Consider the following 17,069-nt stretch of genomic DNA (forward strand, 5'->3'; position numbering starts at 1 on the left):
AACTGGAGCCTTCGCGACGTAATAGGCCGTTGCCGGGATTATGCGGTTAGTCCATTTTTGGTGCATTTTTTCAGAACAACATCTCAGGCAGAACGTGGCGCTCAGGTTAAAGCCAGAACGCTGACGATGAATTTTAGCAAGGCAAGAGATTGTGCAAATATCGACTGGGGAGAAGGTACGCCGGCAACGTTTCATGAGCAAAGATCACTTTCCGAACGACTTTATAAAGCACAGGGTATAAACACAAAAGATTTACTGGGGCATAAGACTCAACAACAAACGGACAGATACCATGATGATCGTGGGAAAGGATGGACCAAAGTGGCTATTTGAGGTTTTTGTGGCGGGGGTTTTGATAACTTGTTTTGATAATGTTTTGATAACCATTCAAAAGCTAATAATAAAAAACGGGAACTGTTAAGCTCCCGTTATTGTTTAACCCAGAGGCTGGATTACATGTTCGCGATGATCGCGTCGCCAAACTCTGAACATTTCAGCAGCTTAGCGCCTTCCATCAGACGTTCAAAGTCATAGGTCACGGTCTTAGCGGCAATAGCGCCTTCGGTGCCTTTAACGATCAGGTCTGCGGCTTCGAACCACTGCATGTGGCGCAGCATCATCTCAGCGGACAGAATAATAGAACCTGGGTTCACTTTGTCCTGACCGGCATATTTCGGTGCTGTACCGTGGGTAGCTTCGAACAGCGCGCATTCGTCACCGATGTTCGCACCCGGCGCGATACCGATACCGCCAACCTGGGCTGCCAGAGCATCAGAGATGTAGTCGCCGTTCAGGTTCATACAGGCAATCACGTCATACTCCGCCGGACGCAGCAGGATCTGCTGCAGGAAAGCATCAGCGATCACGTCTTTGATGATGATCTCTTTCCCGGTGTTCGGGTTTTTGACCTTCTGCCACGGGCCGCCATCAATCAGTTCGCCACCGAACTCTTCGCGGATCAGCTGGTAGCCCCAGTCTTTAAACGCGCCTTCGGTGAACTTCATGATGTTGCCTTTGTGTACCAGGGTCAGCGAATCGCGATCGTTGGTGATAACGTATTCGATAGCCGCGCGAACCAGGCGTTTGGTGCCTTCTTCAGAGCACGGCTTGATGCCGATACCGCAATGTTCCGGGAAGCGAATTTTTTTCACGCCCATCTCATCACGCAGGAATTTGATCACTTTTTCAGCTTCAGCAGAGTCCGCTTTCCACTCAATGCCCGCATAGATGTCTTCGGAGTTTTCACGGAAGATAACCATATCGGTCAGCTCTGGTTGTTTAACCGGGCTCGGAGTACCTTGGTAGTAACGCACAGGGCGCAAGCAGACATAGAGGTCCAGCTCCTGGCGCAGCGCAACGTTCAGAGAACGGATACCGCCGCCAACTGGCGTCGTCAGAGGGCCTTTGATAGCAACACGATAGTCACGAATCAGATCAAGAGTTTCGGCAGGCAGCCAGACGTCCTGACCATACACCTGGGTCGATTTTTCGCCGGTGTAAATTTCCATCCAGGAAATTTTACGCTTGCCTTTATAGGCTTTCTCAACGGCGGCATCCACCACTTTCAGCATTGCCGGAGTCACGTCAACACCGATACCATCACCCTCGATAAACGGGATGATCGGGTTGTCAGGGACATTCAGTTTGCCATCTTGCAGGGTAATTTTTTGACCTTCCGCCGGAACTACTACTTTGCTTTCCATTAACCTCTCCTTCGAGCGCTTCTGGTTCTGCTCTTCCTTTTCACACTAACCGAGCGTTGGCTTTATCCGCCCACTCCGCCACCGGGTCATCCCGTTAACCGGAGATTCGCGTCCGTGCCGCCTTCTAGTAGCGCGAATCAGTTTGAGCAATATTTTTGTTAAAAAATTGTGATGAGCATGTCAATACTACCTGAATGTTTGCGTCCATGAAAGGCATTCGTAATTAGGTTATAATGCGGCAATTGTCAGGATCTGAAAATACCATGCAGAAAACTTCATTTAGAAAACATCGTGTTGAGCGATTCAGCTCACAACAAGTCGCCAGACAACGCAAAGAACACGCGCCAAAACGCGTGATCTTGTTTAATAAACCCTATGATGTGTTGCCGCAGTTTACGGACGAAGCCGGACGCAGCACGCTGAAAGATTTTATTTCCGTCTCAGGGGTCTACGCGGCGGGTCGTCTCGACCGCGATAGCGAAGGGTTGCTGGTGTTGACTAACGATGGCGCACTGCAGGCCACGCTGACCCAGCCCGGCAAGCGCACCGGTAAAATTTACTACGTTCAGGTCGAAGGCCAACCAACAGAAGATGCGCTGACCGCGCTGCGCGCTGGCATCACGCTCAACGATGGTCCTACCTTGCCCGCCGGCATTGAGCGAGTGGCAGAACCTGCCTGGCTGTGGCCGCGCATCCCACCTATCCGCGAGCGCAAATCCATTCCCACCAGTTGGCTGAAAATCACGCTTTATGAAGGCCGCAACCGTCAGGTGCGGCGCATGACCGCACACGTAGGTTACCCCACGCTGCGGCTTATCCGTTACGCCATGGGCGGCTATACTCTCGACGGACTGGCCAACGGCGAGTGGCGCCAGGTCGGCTAATCACAAAAGGAACGGGAAGTATGTTTAAACCGCACGTCACCGTCGCCTGCGTCGTACACGCGAAAGACAAATTTCTGATCGTTGAGGAAACCATCAACGGCAAAGCGCTGTGGAATCAGCCGGCAGGACATCTCGAAGCAGACGAAACGCTGGTGCAGGCCGCCGAGCGAGAGCTGTGGGAGGAGACCGGCATTCGCGCCACGCCGCAGCATTTTATCCGCATGCACCAGTGGATTGCGCCGGACAACACGCCATTTTTACGCTTTCTGTTCGCCATCGAACTTAACGATATGTGCGCCACACAGCCGCATGACCGCGATATTGACCGCTGTCTATGGCTAAGTGCACAGGAGATCCTGACGGCGCCAAATTTGCGCTCTCAGCTGGTTGCCGAAAGCATCCGCAGCTATCAACAGGACCCGCGCTATCCGCTGTCATTAATTGCTGCGTTTAACTGGCCCCTCCAGGGGGGTGCCTGAGCCGCTCGTGCGTGCTAGAATATGCCGCCTTGAAGTTCAATGTGGTGAATATTCCAATGTCAGAAAGCCAAAAAAAAGTGATCGTCGGCATGTCCGGCGGCGTCGACTCCTCTGTTTCTGCCTGGTTGCTGCTTCAGCAAGGTTATAAGGTAGAAGGCCTGTTCATGAAGAACTGGGAGGAAGACGATGGTGAGGAATACTGCACCGCCGCTGCCGACCTCGCCGACGCGCAAGCCGTCTGCGATAAGCTCGGAATTGAGCTTCATACCGTTAACTTTGCCGCAGAATACTGGGACAACGTGTTTGAACTGTTCCTGGCCGAATACAAAGCCGGGCGCACGCCAAACCCGGACATTCTGTGCAACAAAGAAATCAAATTTAAAGCCTTCCTGGAGTTCGCGGCAGAAGATCTGGGCGCCGACTATATTGCGACCGGCCACTACGTGCGCCGCGCCGATGTCAACGGTAAAAGTCAGCTGCTGCGCGGCCTCGACGGCAACAAAGATCAGAGTTACTTTCTGTACACCCTCAGCCATGAGCAGATAGCCCAAAGCCTGTTCCCGGTTGGTGAGCTGGAAAAGCCTCAGGTGCGCAAGATCGCTGAAGATCTCGACCTGATCACCGCAAAGAAAAAAGACTCTACCGGGATCTGTTTTATTGGCGAACGTAAATTCCGCGAGTTCCTTGGCCGCTACCTTCCTGCTCAGCCGGGCAAAATCGTCACCGTTGACGGCGACGAAATCGGCGAGCATCAGGGTCTGATGTACCATACCCTTGGTCAGCGTAAAGGCCTCGGCATTGGTGGCACCAAAGAAGGTAGCGAAGACCCGTGGTACGTTGTCGATAAAGACGTCGAAAACAATATTCTGGTCGTGGCTCAAGGCCACGACCATCCGCGTCTGATGTCCAGGGGCCTGATTGCCCAACAGCTGCACTGGGTCGATCGCGAGCCGGTTAAGGGTACTCTGCGCTGTACGGTGAAGACCCGCTATCGCCAGACCGATATTCCGTGCACCGTAACAGCACTGGATGACGAGCGCATCGAAGTACTTTTTGACGAGCCGGTTGCGGCGGTGACGCCGGGCCAGTCGGCGGTCTTCTATCTCGGCGAAGTGTGCCTCGGCGGTGGCGTGATCGAGCAGCGTTTGTCGCTGCAGTCCTGACAGACAGTTTTTACCGCCGGTGGGACAAACGCCTCCCCGACGGTTTACAAGGAGTAGGTGTGGCGAAGAATTATTATGACATCACGTTGGCGCTGTCAGGCATCTGCCAGGCCGCCCGTCTGGTTCAGCAACTGGCGCACCAGGGCCATTGCGACAGCGATGCCCTGCACGTTTCGCTGAACAGCATCATCGATCTCAACCCGGATTCGACGCTGGCTGTGTTCGGTGGCAGTGAAACCAATCTTCGCCTCGGGCTGGAAACAATGCTCGGCGTACTCAACAGCGGCAGCCGTCAGGGCCTCAATGCCGAGTTGACCCGCTACACATTAAGCCTGATGGTGCTTGAGCGTAAGCTTGACGGGAGCAAAGGGGCGATGGATACCCTCGGCAACCGTATTGCTGGCCTGCGCCGTCAGTTGGAACATTTCGATCTGCAATCTGAAACTCTGCTCAGCGCCATGGCGGGCATCTATGTTGACGTCATCAGCCCACTGGGCCCGCGTATTCAGGTGACCGGCTCACCGGCCGTGTTGCAGAGCCCGCAGGTTCAGGCCAAAGTTCGCGCCTCCCTGCTGGCTGGCATTCGTGCCGCCGTGCTCTGGCACCAGGTGGGTGGCGGGCGCATGCAGCTCATGTTTTCTCGTAATCGTCTGGTTAACCAGGCAAAACAAATTCTTGCTCATTTAACCCCGGAGTTGTGATCTATGGAATTATCCTCACTGACCGCCGTTTCCCCTGTCGATGGACGCTACGGCGATAAAGTCAGCGCGCTGCGCGGTATCTTCAGCGAATTCGGTTTGCTGAAATTCCGTGTACAAGTTGAAGTACGTTGGCTGCAAAAGTTAGCCGCGCACGCAGCGATCAAGGAAGTTCCTGCTTTTGCTGCCGACGCAAACGGTTTCCTTGATAAAATCGTTGCCGACTTCAGCGTTGAAGATGCGCAGCGCATCAAAACCATCGAACGCACCACCAACCACGATGTGAAAGCGGTAGAGTATTTCCTCAAGGAAAAAGTGGCCGATATCGCTGAACTGCACGCGGTATCCGAATTCATCCACTTCGCCTGCACCTCCGAAGACATTAACAACCTCTCCCACGCGCTGATGCTGAAAACCGCGCGCGATGAGGTGGTTCTGCCATACTGGCGCAAGCTTATCGACGCGGTGAAAGACCTGGCGGTTCAGTATCGCGATGTGCCGCTGCTGTCCCGTACTCACGGTCAGCCGGCCACGCCGTCCACCATGGGTAAAGAGATGGCTAACGTCGCTTACCGTATGGAGCGTCAGTATCGTCAGCTGAACCAGGTGGAAATTCTGGGCAAAATCAACGGCGCTGTGGGTAACTATAACGCCCACATCGCGGCGTATCCGGAAGTGGACTGGCACCAGTTCAGCGAAGAGTTTGTCACCTCGCTGGGCATCCAGTGGAACCCGTACACCACGCAGATTGAGCCGCATGACTATATTGCCGAACTGTTCGACTGTATCGCCCGCTTCAACACCATCCTGATCGACTTCGATCGCGACGTGTGGGGCTACATCGCCCTGAACCACTTCAAGCAGAAAACGATCGCCGGTGAAATCGGTTCATCCACCATGCCGCATAAAGTGAATCCGATCGATTTCGAGAACTCCGAAGGTAACCTCGGCCTGGCCAACGCCATGATGCAGCATCTGGCGAGTAAACTGCCGGTTTCCCGCTGGCAGCGCGACCTGACGGACTCCACCGTACTGCGTAACCTCGGCGTGGGCATCGGCTATGCGCTGATTGCTTACCAGTCGACCCTTAAAGGCGTCAGCAAGCTGGAACTGAACGGCGAGCGCCTGCTGGACGAGCTGGATCATAACTGGGAAGTGCTGGCTGAGCCGATCCAGACCGTGATGCGCCGCTATGGCATCGAGAAACCGTACGAGAAGCTGAAAGAGCTAACTCGTGGTAAGCGTGTGGACGCGGAAGGGATGCAGCAGTTCATCGACAGCCTGCCGCTGCCGGAAGACGAGAAGGTTCGCCTGAAAGCCATGACCCCGGCTAACTATATCGGTCGCGCAACCACCATGGTTGATGAACTGAAGTAATCGCTTTGTCTCGCCTTCCTGCAGGTAGCAGCGGGAGTGAGTGAATACCGATAAACAGATGGCCGGGAATCATTCCGGCCATTCATTCGTCAGGGCGTCGTCAGGGCGATAAATACCCCCCATTCCTCTTCTGAACTCGCTTTTTTCGCCACATCATCCATCGAAGCGCCGTTTTTCATTTTCGCCTCTTTTTTCATTTGGTGTTTTTTAACTCAGCCTGAGTTTTGCCCTCCCTCCTCAGGTGCGCACCGCTGACGGCTCTGCCGTCATTGACGTGATCCGCTCTTTTTCCGCCTGTTTCTCCGACGCGCTGCTGACCGGATTTTCTGCCAGAGAAGATGAACAGAAAACGAAGGTCAAACACGTTGTTAACATCAGCGAAGCGTGTTTCAGCTCATTCAGTCTCATCCGTGAACTCCGTGTGCCGGGATGATCATCCCAGGCAGACCCGCCGTTTTATCCGCGCCATATTCGTCGGGCTGGAAACACGAGGATAAACTTGCCAATATATATCCACGATATGCCCCCTTCTCTTGCCGGACGCCTATCGGGCGCTGGTGCCACCTCCCTTTCTCCACCGGCGTGGCAGGCCAGAAAATGGGGCGGCAGACCGGGGTGCAACGAAAGCCTTTCATTTACAGCCGTTTAAATTCAGTATATCTAATCAACGCTACACTACTTAAAATCAAAATAAACGGGAGAAAAGGCATGCGCGTGCTCGTCGTTGAGGATAACGCTTTACTACGCCATCACCTGAAAGTCCAGATCCAGGAATTAGGCCACCAGGTGGATGCAGCAGAAGATGCAAAGGAAGCCGATTACTATCTGGGTGAACACGTGCCGGATATCGCCATTGTCGATCTGGGCCTGCCCGACGAAGACGGTCTCTCACTGATTCGCCGCTGGCGCAGTCATGATGTATCGGTGCCGGTGCTGGTACTGACCGCCCGTGAAGGATGGCAGGATAAAGTCGAGGTGCTGAGTGCCGGAGCGGACGACTACGTCACTAAGCCGTTCCATATTGAAGAAGTCGCTGCCCGGATGCAGGCGCTACTGCGCCGCAACAGCGGCCTCGCATCACAGGTTATTTCCATTCCGCCTTTCCAGGTCGACCTGTCACGCCGCGAGCTGTCGATTAATGAACAGCCCATCAAGCTAACCGCCTTTGAATACACCATTATGGAAACGCTGATTCGTAACCGTGGCAAAGTCGTCAGCAAAGATTCATTAATGCTCCAGCTTTATCCCGATGCTGAACTGCGCGAAAGCCACACCATCGACGTACTGATGGGGCGACTGCGGAAAAAAATTCAGACTCAGCACCCGCATGACGTCATTACGACCGTCCGCGGCCAGGGCTATTTATTTGAACTGCGCGAATGAAAAGCCCGCTAAGGCATATTTTGCCGCTTTCATTACGCGTTCGTTTTCTGCTGGCGACGGCGGCAGTAGTGCTGGTGCTTTCCCTGGCCTACGGCATGGTTGCGCTGGTGGGCTATAGCGTCAGCTTTGATAAAACCACCTTCCGCCTGCTGCGCGGCGAAAGTAACCTGTTCTATATGCTGGCAAGGTGGGAAAACAATCACATCGACGTGGATATCCCCGAAAACCTCAACATGCAGAGCCCGACGGTAACGTTGATATACGATGCCAAAGGCAAACTACTGTGGATGCAGCGCGATGTCGCCTGGCTGGCAAAACGCATTCAGCCCGAATGGCTGAAAAGCAACGGCTTCCACGAGATCGAGTCCGATGTTGACAGCAGCAGCATGCTGCTGCGCGACAATCATCAGTTCCAGGAGGAGCTGGATGCCCTTCGTCAGCAGGATGATGGTTCAGAAATGACCCACTCGGTGGCGATCAATATCTATCCGGCAACCGCTAAGATGCCGCAGTTGAGCATCGTGGTTATCGACACCATTCCTGTTGAGTTGAAACGCTCTTATATGGTCTGGAGCTGGTTCGTTTACGTACTGGTTGCCAATCTGCTGCTGGTGATCCCGTTGCTTTGGGTGGCGGCCTGGTGGAGCCTGCGCCCCATTGAGTCGTTGGCAAAAGAGGTCCGCGAGCTGGAAGAACATCACCGCGAAATGCTCAACCCGAATACCACCCGTGAACTGACCCGACTGGTCAGCAACCTTAACCGGCTACTTAAAAGCGAGCGCGAGCGTTACGACAAATATCGCACCACGCTGACCGATCTGACCCACAGCCTGAAAACGCCGCTGGCCGTACTGCAAAGCACTCTGCGTTCTTTGCGCGGCGAAAAGATTGACCTCAATGAGGCAGAGCCGATCATGCTGGAGCAGATCAGCCGCATCTCACAGCAAATCGGCTACTATCTGCATCGTGCCAGTATGCGCAGCGGCGGTACGCTGCTCAGCCGCGAACTGCATCCCATTGCGCCCCTGCTCGACAAGTTGACCTCAGCGTTGAACAAGGTTTATCAGCGCAAAGGGATCAATATCAGTCTCGATATATCTCCCGAAATCAGCTTCGTCGGCGAACAAAATGATTTTATGGAAGTGATGGGTAACGTGCTGGATAACGCCTGTAAATACTGTCTGGAATTTGTCGAAGTGTCCGTGCGTCAGACCAACGACAACCACCTACATATTCTGGTGGGAGATGATGGCCCCGGCATCCCGTTAAACCAGAGGTCTGCCGTCTTCGATCGCGGGCAGCGTGCCGATACGCTGCGACCAGGCCAGGGCGTGGGACTCTCCGTCGCCCTGGAAATCGTTGAGCAATACGATGGCGACATTCTCACCGGTGAAAGTCCGCTTGGTGGAGCCTGTATGGAGGTAGTTTTTGGCCGCCAGTTGCCCGACGATACGGAAAGCTGAATCTCCCCACTTACCACGGTTGGGCAAACTCTGTGACTGCGCAGCACAATCGCCGTCAACAAAGAGGCAGTTTGAAGCATGACGTGTATAATCCCAAACAGACACCTGCTGTGGAATAAATAAAATGGATTATCAATTAACGCTTAACTGGCCTGACTTTATCGAACGCTACTGGCAAAAACGTCCCGTAGTTCTCAAGCGCGGCTTCGCTAACTTCGTCGATCCTATTAGCCCGGATGAACTGGCCGGGCTGGCGATGGAAAGCGAAGTCGATAGCCGCCTGGTCAGCCATCAGGACGGGAAGTGGCAGGTCAGCCATGGTCCTTTCGAAAGCTACGATCACCTGAGCGAAAACAACTGGTCACTGCTGGTGCAGGCGGTGAATAACTGGCACGAGCCGACGGCCGCGCTGATGCAACCCTTCCGCGCCCTCCCCGACTGGCGTATTGATGATCTGATGATCTCTTTCTCGGTACCCGGCGGCGGCGTAGGCCCCCATCTCGATCAGTATGACGTGTTTATCATCCAGGGAACCGGTCGCCGTCGTTGGCGCGTGGGCGATAAAGTCCCGATGAAGCAACACTGCCCACATCCGGATCTGCTGCAGGTGGATCCGTTCGACGCTATCATTGATGAAGAGATGGAGCCGGGCGATATTCTTTATATTCCGCCGGGATTCCCGCATGAAGGTTACTCCCTGGAAAACTCGCTGAACTATTCGGTAGGCTATCGCGCGCCGAACGCTCGCGAGCTGTTCAGCGGTTTTGCCGACTATATTCTGCAACGTGAACTGGGCAGCCAGCGCTATGCCGATCCGGATGTGCCTTCCCGCGATCATCCGGCGGATATTCTGCCGACTGAACTGGACCGTCTGCGCGATATGATGCTGGGGTTGATTAACCAGCCCGAGCATTTTAAGCAGTGGTTTGGGGAGTTTATCACCCAGTCCCGCCACGAGCTGGACGTGGCTCCTGCTGAACCGCCGTATCAACCTGATGAGATTTACGACGCGCTGCAACAGGGAGATCGCCTGGTGCGGCTGGGCGGACTACGCGTGCTGCGTATCGATGGCGAGGTGTTCGTCAACGGCGAGAAAATTAATTCGCCGCACCGCCCGGCGCTGGACGCGCTGGCAACGCATCTGTCGCTTAACGCGGAACATTTTGGCGATGCGCTGGAAGACCCGTCGTTCCTCGCGATGCTTGCCGCACTGGTCAATTGCGGCTACTGGTTCTTTGAGGACTGAGCCGCGATGTTGCCCGGTGCCGGCTGACGGCTTACCGGGCGTACGAGTAGCCCGGATAAGCACAGCGCTATCCGGGGATTCTGCAGGATCAGGCGCCGCGTTTTGCCGTCAGCTCCGCAATCCGTACAATCACCTGCACCGCCTTTGCCATCCCTTCCAGGGTCACAAACTCATGCTTACCGTGGTAGTTGTAGCCGCCGGTAAACAGGTTTGGACAGGGTAAGCCCATGAAAGAGAGCTGTGCGCCGTCGGTGCCGCCGCGAATCGGCTTCATTTGCGGTTCAATATCGCAATCCACCATCGCCTGGCGGGCAATTTCAACGACGTGCGGGTGTGACATCACTTTTTCATGCATATTGTAGTAACTGTCTTCAATCACCAGCTCAATGTAGCAATCCGGATGCAGCCCCTTACCGACCTTTTTGGCAATTTCCATCATTTTGCGCTTGCGGGCCTCAAACTGCTTACGGTCAAAATCACGAATGATGTAGTGCATTTCTGCCCGATCAACGCTGCCTTTCATGCTCGCCAGATGGTAAAAGCCTTCGTAACCTTCGGTCGTCTCCGGCACCTCATCGGCAGGGACTTCGGCATGAATCCGTACCGCCAGCGACAGCGCATTCACCATCACCCCTTTTGCCGTGCCCGGATGGACATTGTTGCCCACGATCTTAATGGTCACCGACGCGGCATTGAAGTTTTCAAACTCCAGTTCCCCCACACCGCCGCCGTCGACAGTATAGGCCCAGCGGGCGTCAAATGCGGCGACATCAAAGTGCTTTGCCCCTTTCCCGACCTCTTCATCCGGTGTGAAGGCCACGCGAATATCGCCGTGAGGAATGTTTTTCGCCTTCAGCGTCGCCAGAGCGGTCATTATCTCGGCAATACCGGCTTTGTCATCGGCGCCAAGCAACGTTTTGCCATCGGTGGTGATCAGCGTTTGCCCCAGCAACTGGTGCAGTACCGGGAACATCACCGGCGAGAGCACTTCGTCACCAATCCCGAGGGCAATGTCGCCGCCACGGTATTTTTCAACGATCTGCGGGTTCACGTTTTTACCGCTGAAATCCGGCGCCGTGTCGACGTGGGAAATAAAGCCAATGGGCGGAATAGTGCCAGTAACGTTAGCTGGAAGGGTTGCCATCACCGTCCCTTTCTCACTTAGCGTCACATTAACCAGTCCCATTTCTTCCAGTTGTGCCTGCAGCAGACGTAACAGCTTCCACTGACCTTCCGTGCTGGGAACCTGACGCACACCAGGCTTCGACTGCGTGTCCAGAGAAACGTACTGTAAAAAACGCTCAAGCAATTTATCCATGTAGCCACCCTCATCTTTTGTGACAACATTATTCATAAGCCCGAATAGACAAATATTGCGTCAGGTCATTTTTAGCCCGGCAAATAAGAATTTAATACATGAACCCGCATATTGTTGTAAAGGTCGTGCATCCGTATGAGACAAGCATTGGCGATCGCAAGCGATTGCCGTAGAATGCTGGCCCTCGTTTCTTATGCGCAACCGCAAAGGTGGTTAACCACAAACCCCGCAACGGTCAATCGTCCGCTGCGTCTACATGGGACAGAGTTAAAAATTGAATATACAACCGCGTTCGCTTTCGCCGCTGGTGCACCTGGCGGGAATTCGCAAAAGCTTTGATGGAAAAACGGTTATCTCAGATCTGAATCTGACCATCAACAACGGTGAGTTTCTCACCCTGCTTGGCCCTTCTGGCTGCGGTAAAACCACCGTTCTGCGTCTTATTGCCGGGCTTGAAAACGTCGACAGCGGACGAATTCATCTCGAAGATCAGGACATCACTCATGTTCCGGCGGAAAACCGCCACGTCAACACCGTCTTTCAGAGCTACGCTCTGTTTCCCCATATGAGCGTATTCGAAAACGTCGCCTTCGGTCTGCGGATGCAGAAAACGCCGGCGGCGGAAATCCCCCCTCGCGTCCTCGATGCGCTGCGCATGGTCCAGTTGGAGGAATTTGCCCAACGCAAACCGCATCAGCTCTCCGGCGGTCAGCAACAGCGGGTGGCTATCGCCAGAGCGGTGGTCAACAAACCGCGCCTGCTGCTGCTGGATGAATCCCTGTCGGCGCTGGATTACAAGCTGCGCAAGCAGATGCAAAACGAGCTGAAGGCACTGCAGCGTAAGCTCGGCATTACCTTCGTCTTTGTCACCCACGATCAGGAAGAGGCCCTGACCATGTCTGACCGCATCGTAGTCATGCGCGACGGGAAAATCGAGCAGGATGGCACGCCGCGTGAAATCTATGAAGAGCCGAAAAACCTGTTCGTCGCCAGTTTTATCGGCGAGATTAATCTCTTTAGTGCTACGGTCATTGAACGCCTTGACGAGCAGCGCGTCCGCGCCAATGTTGAAGGCCGTGAATGCAATATCTACGTCAACTTCCCCGTCGAGCGGGGACAACGGTTGAACGTTCTGCTGCGACCGGAAGATCTGCGCGTCGATGAGGTCCACGATGGCCACGACGCCGACGGACTGATCGGCTACATCCGCGAGCGCAACTACAAAGGCATGACACTGGAGTCGGTCGTCGAACTGGAAAATGGCAAAATAGTGATGGTCAGTGAATTCTTTAACGAGGACGATCCGGACTTTGACCACCCGCTTGACCAGAAAATGGCCATTAACTGGGTAGAAAGCTGGGAGGTTGTGCTGGCTGATGAAGAACACCAGTAAATTCCAGAATGTGGTGATCGCCACTATCGTGGGTTGGCTTGTGCTGTTTGTGTTCCTGCCCAACCTGATGATCATCGGTACCAGCTTTTTGACCCGTGACGACGCCAGTTTCGTCAAAATGGTCTTCACGCTGGATAACTATACGCGCCTGCTGGATCCGCTCTATTACGCCGTGCTGCTGCACTCGCTCAATATGGCGCTGCTGGCGACCCTCGCCTGCCTGGCGCTTGGCTACCCTTTCGCCTGGTTTCTGGCCAGGTTGCCGGAGAAAGTGCGCCCGCTGCTACTGTTTCTGCTGATCGTGCCGTTCTGGACCAACTCATTGATCCGTATCTATGGGTTGAAAATCTTCCTCAGCACCAAAGGTTATCTCAATGAGTTTCTGCTGTGGCTTGGGGTGATTGATACACCGCTGCGCATCATGTACACCCCGTCTGCGGTCATCATCGGTCTGGTCTATATTCTGCTGCCGTTTATGGTGATGCCGCTCTACTCCAGCATTGAGAAGCTGGATCGCCCTCTGCTGGAAGCGGCAAGGGATCTGGGCGCCGGCAAGCTGCAAACCTTTATGCGCATCATTATTCCACTGACGATGCCGGGCATCATTGCCGGCTGTCTACTGGTGATGCTCCCGGCGATGGGTCTGTTCTATGTTTCGGATCTGATGGGCGGTGCCAAAAACCTGTTGATCGGAAACGTTATCAAGAGTCAGTTCCTGAATATCCGCGACTGGCCGTTTGGCGCCGCAACCAGCATTACGCTGACACTGGTGATGGGCCTGATGCTGTTGATTTACTGGCGCGCAGCGCGCCTGTTGAACAAGAAGGTGGAACTCGAATGATCGGTCGACTGCTGCGCGGCGGCTTTATGACCGCCATTTATGCTTACCTTTATATTCCGATCATTATTCTGATCGTCAACTCGTTTAACAGTTCGCGTTTTGGTATTAACTGGCAGGGCTTCACCACCGAGTGGTATGGCCTGTTGATGAATAACGATAGCCTGCTGCAGGCGGCGCAGCACTCGCTGACCATGGCGGTGCTGTCGGCCACCTTTGCGACGCTTATCGGGTCGCTGACCGCCGTCGCACTGTATCGCTATCGTTTTCGTGGTAAACCGTTTGTCAGCGGGATGCTGTTCGTGGTGATGATGTCACCGGATATCGTCATGGCCATCTCCCTGCTGGTGTTGTTTATGCTTATCGGTATTCAGCTGGGGTTCTGGTCGCTGCTGTTTTCACACATCACCTTCTGTCTACCTTTCGTGGTGGTGACGGTCTATTCTCGCCTCAAAGGTTTTGATGTGCGGATGCTGGAGGCGGCAAAAGATCTGGGCGCCAGCGAGTTGACCATTCTGCGGAAAATTCTTCTGCCGCTGGCGTTGCCGGCCGTGGCCGCAGGATGGCTGTTGAGCTTTACGCTGTCGATGGATGATGTGGTCGTGTCGTCGTTCGTGACCGGCCCAGGTTACGAGATCCTGCCGCTAAAGATCTATTCGATGGTCAAAGTGGGCGTATCGCCGGAAGTGAACGCCCTGGCGACAATTCTGCTCGTTCTGTCTCTGGTGATGGTCATCGCCAGCCAATTGATTGCACGTGATAAAACTCAGGGGACGTTAAAATGAAAAAATGGTCACGCCACCTGCTCGCAGCGGGCGCTCTGGTCATGGGTATGAGCGCCGCGTACGCGAACGACAGCAAAACACTCTATTTCTATAACTGGACCGAGTATGTGCCGCCGGGTCTGCTGGAGCAGTTCACCAAAGAGACCGGCATCAAGGTTATCTATTCGACGTATGAGTCGAATGAAACCATGTACGCCAAGCTCAAAACCTACAAGAACGGCGCTTACGACCTGGTGGTGCCTTCCACCTATTTCGTCGATAAGATGCGTAAAGAGGGGATGCTGCAGAAAATCGACAAGAGCAAGCTGACTAACTTCAGCAATCTCGATCCGCAGATGCTGAATAAACCGTTCGATCCGGGCAACGATTATTCCATTCCCTACATCTGGGGGGCCACGGCCATTGGCGTCAATAGCGATGCTATCGACCCGAAAACCGTCACCCGTTGGGCCGACCTGTGGAAGCCGGAATACAAAAGCAGCCTGCTGCTGACCGACGATGCGCGTGAAGTGTTCCAGATTGCCTTACGTAAGCTGGGCTATTCCGGCAATACCACCGACCCTAAAGAGATTGAAGCCGCCTACAACGAGCTGAAAAAACTGATGCCAAACGTGGCGGCGTTTAACTCCGATAACCCAGCCAACCCGTATATGGAAGGCGAAGTGAATCTCGGGATGGTGTGGAACGGTTCGGCCTGGGTCGCCCGTCAGTCAGGCACGCCGCTCGAGGTCGTCTGGCCGGAAGAAGGCGGGATCTTCTGGATGGATAGCCTGGCAATTCCGGCGAACGCGAACAACGTCGACGGCGCGCTGAAGCTGATTAACTTCCTGCTGCGCCCGGAAGTGGCAAAACAGGTGGCGGAAACCATCGGCTACCCGACGCCAAACCTCGCCGCACGTAAGATGCTCAGCCCGGAAGTCGCCAATGATAAGTCGCTCTACCCGGATGCCGACACCATCGCCAAAGGCGAATGGCAAAACGATGTCGGCAGCGCCAGTGCGCTGTATGAAGAGTATTATCAGAAGCTAAAAGCGGGCCGTTAATCCCGTCTGGCGGAGGCACCGACTCCGCCTTTTCCTTCGTCCTTGCCACAGGGCTCCGTGATACTTTCGCTCATCATCGCGCTGAATTTTCGGCACCAAATTAATCATGACAGCGACGGTATGGCGAATGATGGCGCGGGGCATCCGGGACACACAAAGACCGATTTAGCCCACCTCGCGTCCCTCGCCCATCAGAATCTGACCAAACTCAGCGCGCAGTCGGTTTTTCAGGACTTTACCGGTGGCGCTGACGGGAAGCGCATCGATAAACAGAATCCGGTCCGGAAGCTGCCATTTGGGCACTCGCGCCTGATACCAGGCCAACAGCTCCGGCTCTTCAATTTCGCCGTCCTCTGCCCTGACGCATAGCAGCACCGGACGTTCATCCCAACGCGGATGCTGCGCCGCAATCGCCGCCGCGCTGCGAATCGCCGGATGGGCAAGCGCAATGTTCTCCAGCTCGACCGTCGAGATCCACTCTCCACCAGACTTAATGATATCTTTCGCCCGATCGTGAATCACCAGGTAGCCATTCTCATCCAGCGTGCCAATATCACCGGTATCGAACCAGCCGTCATCGGTCAGCACCGTATCGGGACGGCCATAGTAATTTGCCACCACCCAATGTCCACGCACCTGCAGATAGCCCTGACTTTCGCCGTCGTTGGCCAGCGGTTGCCCCCCGGCATCCACCACCCGCAGGTCGATGCCAAAAATGACGCGCCCCTGGCCGTGCCCTCGCTTCTCCTGCGCCTCCTGGGTCAAGGCGTTGTGTTTGCTCAGCGGCGTGTTGATCGTACCGATGGGCGAAGTTTCGGTCATCCCCCAGGCATGAATCAGCGCAATATCATAATCGCGGCGGAAGACCTCGATCATCGAAGGGGGCAGCGCCGACCCGCCGACAAAAGATCGTTTAAAATACGGCAGGCGAATGTCCGATTTACGCAGAGCCGCAAGCAAACCTGCCCAGATGACCGGAACGCCGAACGCGACGCTGACCTGCTCTTCGCTCAGTAACCGCAGCAGGCTGTCGCCATCCAGATTCGGCCCCGGCAGCACCAGGCGAGCGCCTGCCATCGCGGCAATAAAAGGGGTGCCCCAGGCATTGACGTGGAACATCGGCACAACCGGTAGCAGCGTATCCTGTGCCGATATACGGGCCGCATCCGGCTGATTGCCGCTCAGCGCGTGCAGTACCAGCGACCGGTGGGTATTCAGTACCCCCTTCGGCTTTCCCGTCGTCCCGGAGGTATAGCATAGCGAGGCCGGAGAATGTTCGCTCACCTCGGGCCAGCG

17 protein-coding genes are annotated in these 17,069 nt (G+C 54.8%); 13 read left to right on the top strand and 4 right to left on the bottom strand.

What is annotated here, in order from left to right:
* On the top strand, positions 1–333 hold a 333-nt coding region (locus tag ACZAHD_RS15975), incomplete at its 5' end, for a site-specific integrase (RefSeq protein ID WP_462457642.1).
* A gap of 119 nt (positions 334–452) precedes the next feature.
* Here ACZAHD_RS15975 and icd read toward each other — a convergent pair.
* Entirely contained in the window at positions 453–1,703 is a 1,251-nt protein-coding gene (icd, locus tag ACZAHD_RS15980) for an NADP-dependent isocitrate dehydrogenase (RefSeq protein WP_462457643.1), read from the bottom strand.
* Positions 1,704–1,936: 233 nt separating this feature from the next.
* On the opposite strand from icd, the gene rluE reads away from it, so the two are divergent.
* The 5 genes from rluE to purB are packed head-to-tail and all read left to right on the top strand — an operon-like array spanning position 1,937 to position 6,304.
* On the top strand, positions 1,937–2,587 hold the full coding sequence (gene rluE, locus ACZAHD_RS15985; protein WP_462457644.1) for a 23S rRNA pseudouridine(2457) synthase RluE: 651 nt from the start codon (positions 1,937–1,939) through the stop codon (positions 2,585–2,587).
* 20 nt (positions 2,588–2,607) lie between these two features.
* Positions 2,608–3,066 carry an NUDIX hydrolase gene (locus ACZAHD_RS15990; RefSeq protein WP_462457645.1) on the top strand — a complete coding sequence of 153 codons (459 nt, stop codon included), beginning with the start codon at positions 2,608–2,610 and terminating at the stop codon, positions 3,064–3,066.
* A 56-nt stretch (positions 3,067–3,122) separates the two neighbouring features.
* Positions 3,123–4,229, top strand: a complete 1,107-nt coding sequence (mnmA, locus tag ACZAHD_RS15995) for a tRNA 2-thiouridine(34) synthase MnmA (protein ID WP_462457646.1) — start codon at positions 3,123–3,125, stop codon at positions 4,227–4,229.
* Positions 4,230–4,288: 59 nt separating this feature from the next.
* Entirely contained in the window at positions 4,289–4,930 is a 642-nt protein-coding gene (gene hflD, locus ACZAHD_RS16000; protein ID WP_462457647.1) for a high frequency lysogenization protein HflD, read from the top strand.
* A gap of 3 nt (positions 4,931–4,933) precedes the next feature.
* A complete protein-coding gene (gene purB / locus ACZAHD_RS16005; RefSeq protein WP_462457648.1) occupies positions 4,934–6,304 on the top strand; it encodes an adenylosuccinate lyase in 1,371 nt (456 codons plus the stop codon).
* A 237-nt stretch (positions 6,305–6,541) separates the two neighbouring features.
* Here the strand turns inward: purB and ACZAHD_RS16010 are convergent, their stop codons facing one another.
* Positions 6,542–6,712, bottom strand: a complete 171-nt coding sequence (locus tag ACZAHD_RS16010; protein WP_462457649.1) for a hypothetical protein — start codon at positions 6,710–6,712, stop codon at positions 6,542–6,544.
* A 300-nt stretch (positions 6,713–7,012) separates the two neighbouring features.
* Here ACZAHD_RS16010 and phoP point away from each other — a divergent pair, with 300 nt between their 5' ends.
* The 3 genes from phoP (at position 7,013) to ACZAHD_RS16025 (ending at position 10,396) form a co-directional block, all read left to right on the top strand.
* The gene (phoP, locus tag ACZAHD_RS16015) at positions 7,013–7,687 is read left to right on the top strand and encodes a two-component system response regulator PhoP (protein WP_462457650.1); all 675 of its coding nucleotides are present in this window, start codon (positions 7,013–7,015) and stop codon (positions 7,685–7,687) included.
* Complete coding sequence (gene phoQ, locus ACZAHD_RS16020; RefSeq protein WP_462457651.1) at positions 7,684–9,150, top strand: two-component system sensor histidine kinase PhoQ; 1,467 nt, start codon at positions 7,684–7,686, stop codon at positions 9,148–9,150. Before phoP ends, phoQ begins: the two co-directional genes overlap by 4 nt.
* A gap of 124 nt (positions 9,151–9,274) precedes the next feature.
* Positions 9,275–10,396, top strand: coding sequence for a ribosomal protein uL16 3-hydroxylase (locus ACZAHD_RS16025; RefSeq protein ID WP_462457652.1), 1,122 nt, complete (start codon positions 9,275–9,277; stop codon positions 10,394–10,396).
* Positions 10,397–10,484: 88 nt separating this feature from the next.
* Here the strand turns inward: ACZAHD_RS16025 and pepT are convergent, their stop codons facing one another.
* Entirely contained in the window at positions 10,485–11,714 is a 1,230-nt protein-coding gene (gene pepT, locus ACZAHD_RS16030; protein WP_462457653.1) for a peptidase T, read from the bottom strand.
* A 274-nt stretch (positions 11,715–11,988) separates the two neighbouring features.
* Between pepT and potA the strand changes: the two genes are divergently transcribed.
* From potA to potD, 4 genes are read left to right on the top strand one after another with little or no spacing between them, the layout of a single operon-like run.
* Complete coding sequence (gene potA, locus ACZAHD_RS16035; protein ID WP_462457654.1) at positions 11,989–13,107, top strand: spermidine/putrescine ABC transporter ATP-binding protein PotA; 1,119 nt, start codon at positions 11,989–11,991, stop codon at positions 13,105–13,107.
* A complete protein-coding gene (gene potB, locus ACZAHD_RS16040; RefSeq protein WP_462457655.1) occupies positions 13,091–13,948 on the top strand; it encodes a spermidine/putrescine ABC transporter permease PotB in 858 nt (285 codons plus the stop codon). The genes potA and potB overlap by 17 nt, the downstream gene beginning before the upstream one ends.
* Positions 13,945–14,730 carry a spermidine/putrescine ABC transporter permease PotC gene (gene potC, locus ACZAHD_RS16045; protein WP_462457656.1) on the top strand — a complete coding sequence of 262 codons (786 nt, stop codon included), beginning with the start codon at positions 13,945–13,947 and terminating at the stop codon, positions 14,728–14,730. Before potB ends, potC begins: the two co-directional genes overlap by 4 nt.
* Entirely contained in the window at positions 14,727–15,773 is a 1,047-nt protein-coding gene (potD, locus tag ACZAHD_RS16050; RefSeq protein ID WP_462457657.1) for a spermidine/putrescine ABC transporter substrate-binding protein PotD, read from the top strand. Before potC ends, potD begins: the two co-directional genes overlap by 4 nt.
* Before the next feature lie 165 nt (positions 15,774–15,938).
* Here potD and ACZAHD_RS16055 read toward each other — a convergent pair.
* Positions 15,939–17,069 (bottom strand): AMP-binding protein (locus ACZAHD_RS16055; protein ID WP_462457658.1); only part of this gene is annotated, 1,131 nt, incomplete at its 5' end.

This window comes from Raoultella sp., from assembly GCF_039594335.1.
Taxonomy (GTDB): Bacteria; Pseudomonadota; Gammaproteobacteria; order Enterobacterales; family Enterobacteriaceae; genus Klebsiella.

Coding starts and splice junctions, on each gene's coding strand:
- phoQ (WP_462457651.1), top strand. CDS start 7,684: ATGAAAAGCCCGCTAAGGCATATTTTGCCGCTTTCATTACGCGTTCGT.
- purB (WP_462457648.1), top strand. CDS start 4,934: ATGGAATTATCCTCACTGACCGCCGTTTCCCCTGTCGATGGACGCTAC.
- phoP (WP_462457650.1), top strand. CDS start 7,013: ATGCGCGTGCTCGTCGTTGAGGATAACGCTTTACTACGCCATCACCTG.
- ACZAHD_RS15990 (WP_462457645.1), top strand. CDS start 2,608: ATGTTTAAACCGCACGTCACCGTCGCCTGCGTCGTACACGCGAAAGAC.
- potB (WP_462457655.1), top strand. CDS start 13,091: ATGAAGAACACCAGTAAATTCCAGAATGTGGTGATCGCCACTATCGTG.
- ACZAHD_RS16010 (WP_462457649.1), bottom strand. CDS start 6,712: ATGAGACTGAATGAGCTGAAACACGCTTCGCTGATGTTAACAACGTGT.
- potD (WP_462457657.1), top strand. CDS start 14,727: ATGAAAAAATGGTCACGCCACCTGCTCGCAGCGGGCGCTCTGGTCATG.
- icd (WP_462457643.1), bottom strand. CDS start 1,703: ATGGAAAGCAAAGTAGTAGTTCCGGCGGAAGGTCAAAAAATTACCCTG.
- potC (WP_462457656.1), top strand. CDS start 13,945: ATGATCGGTCGACTGCTGCGCGGCGGCTTTATGACCGCCATTTATGCT.
- pepT (WP_462457653.1), bottom strand. CDS start 11,714: ATGGATAAATTGCTTGAGCGTTTTTTACAGTACGTTTCTCTGGACACG.
- ACZAHD_RS16025 (WP_462457652.1), top strand. CDS start 9,275: ATGGATTATCAATTAACGCTTAACTGGCCTGACTTTATCGAACGCTAC.
- rluE (WP_462457644.1), top strand. CDS start 1,937: ATGCGGCAATTGTCAGGATCTGAAAATACCATGCAGAAAACTTCATTT.
- mnmA (WP_462457646.1), top strand. CDS start 3,123: ATGTCAGAAAGCCAAAAAAAAGTGATCGTCGGCATGTCCGGCGGCGTC.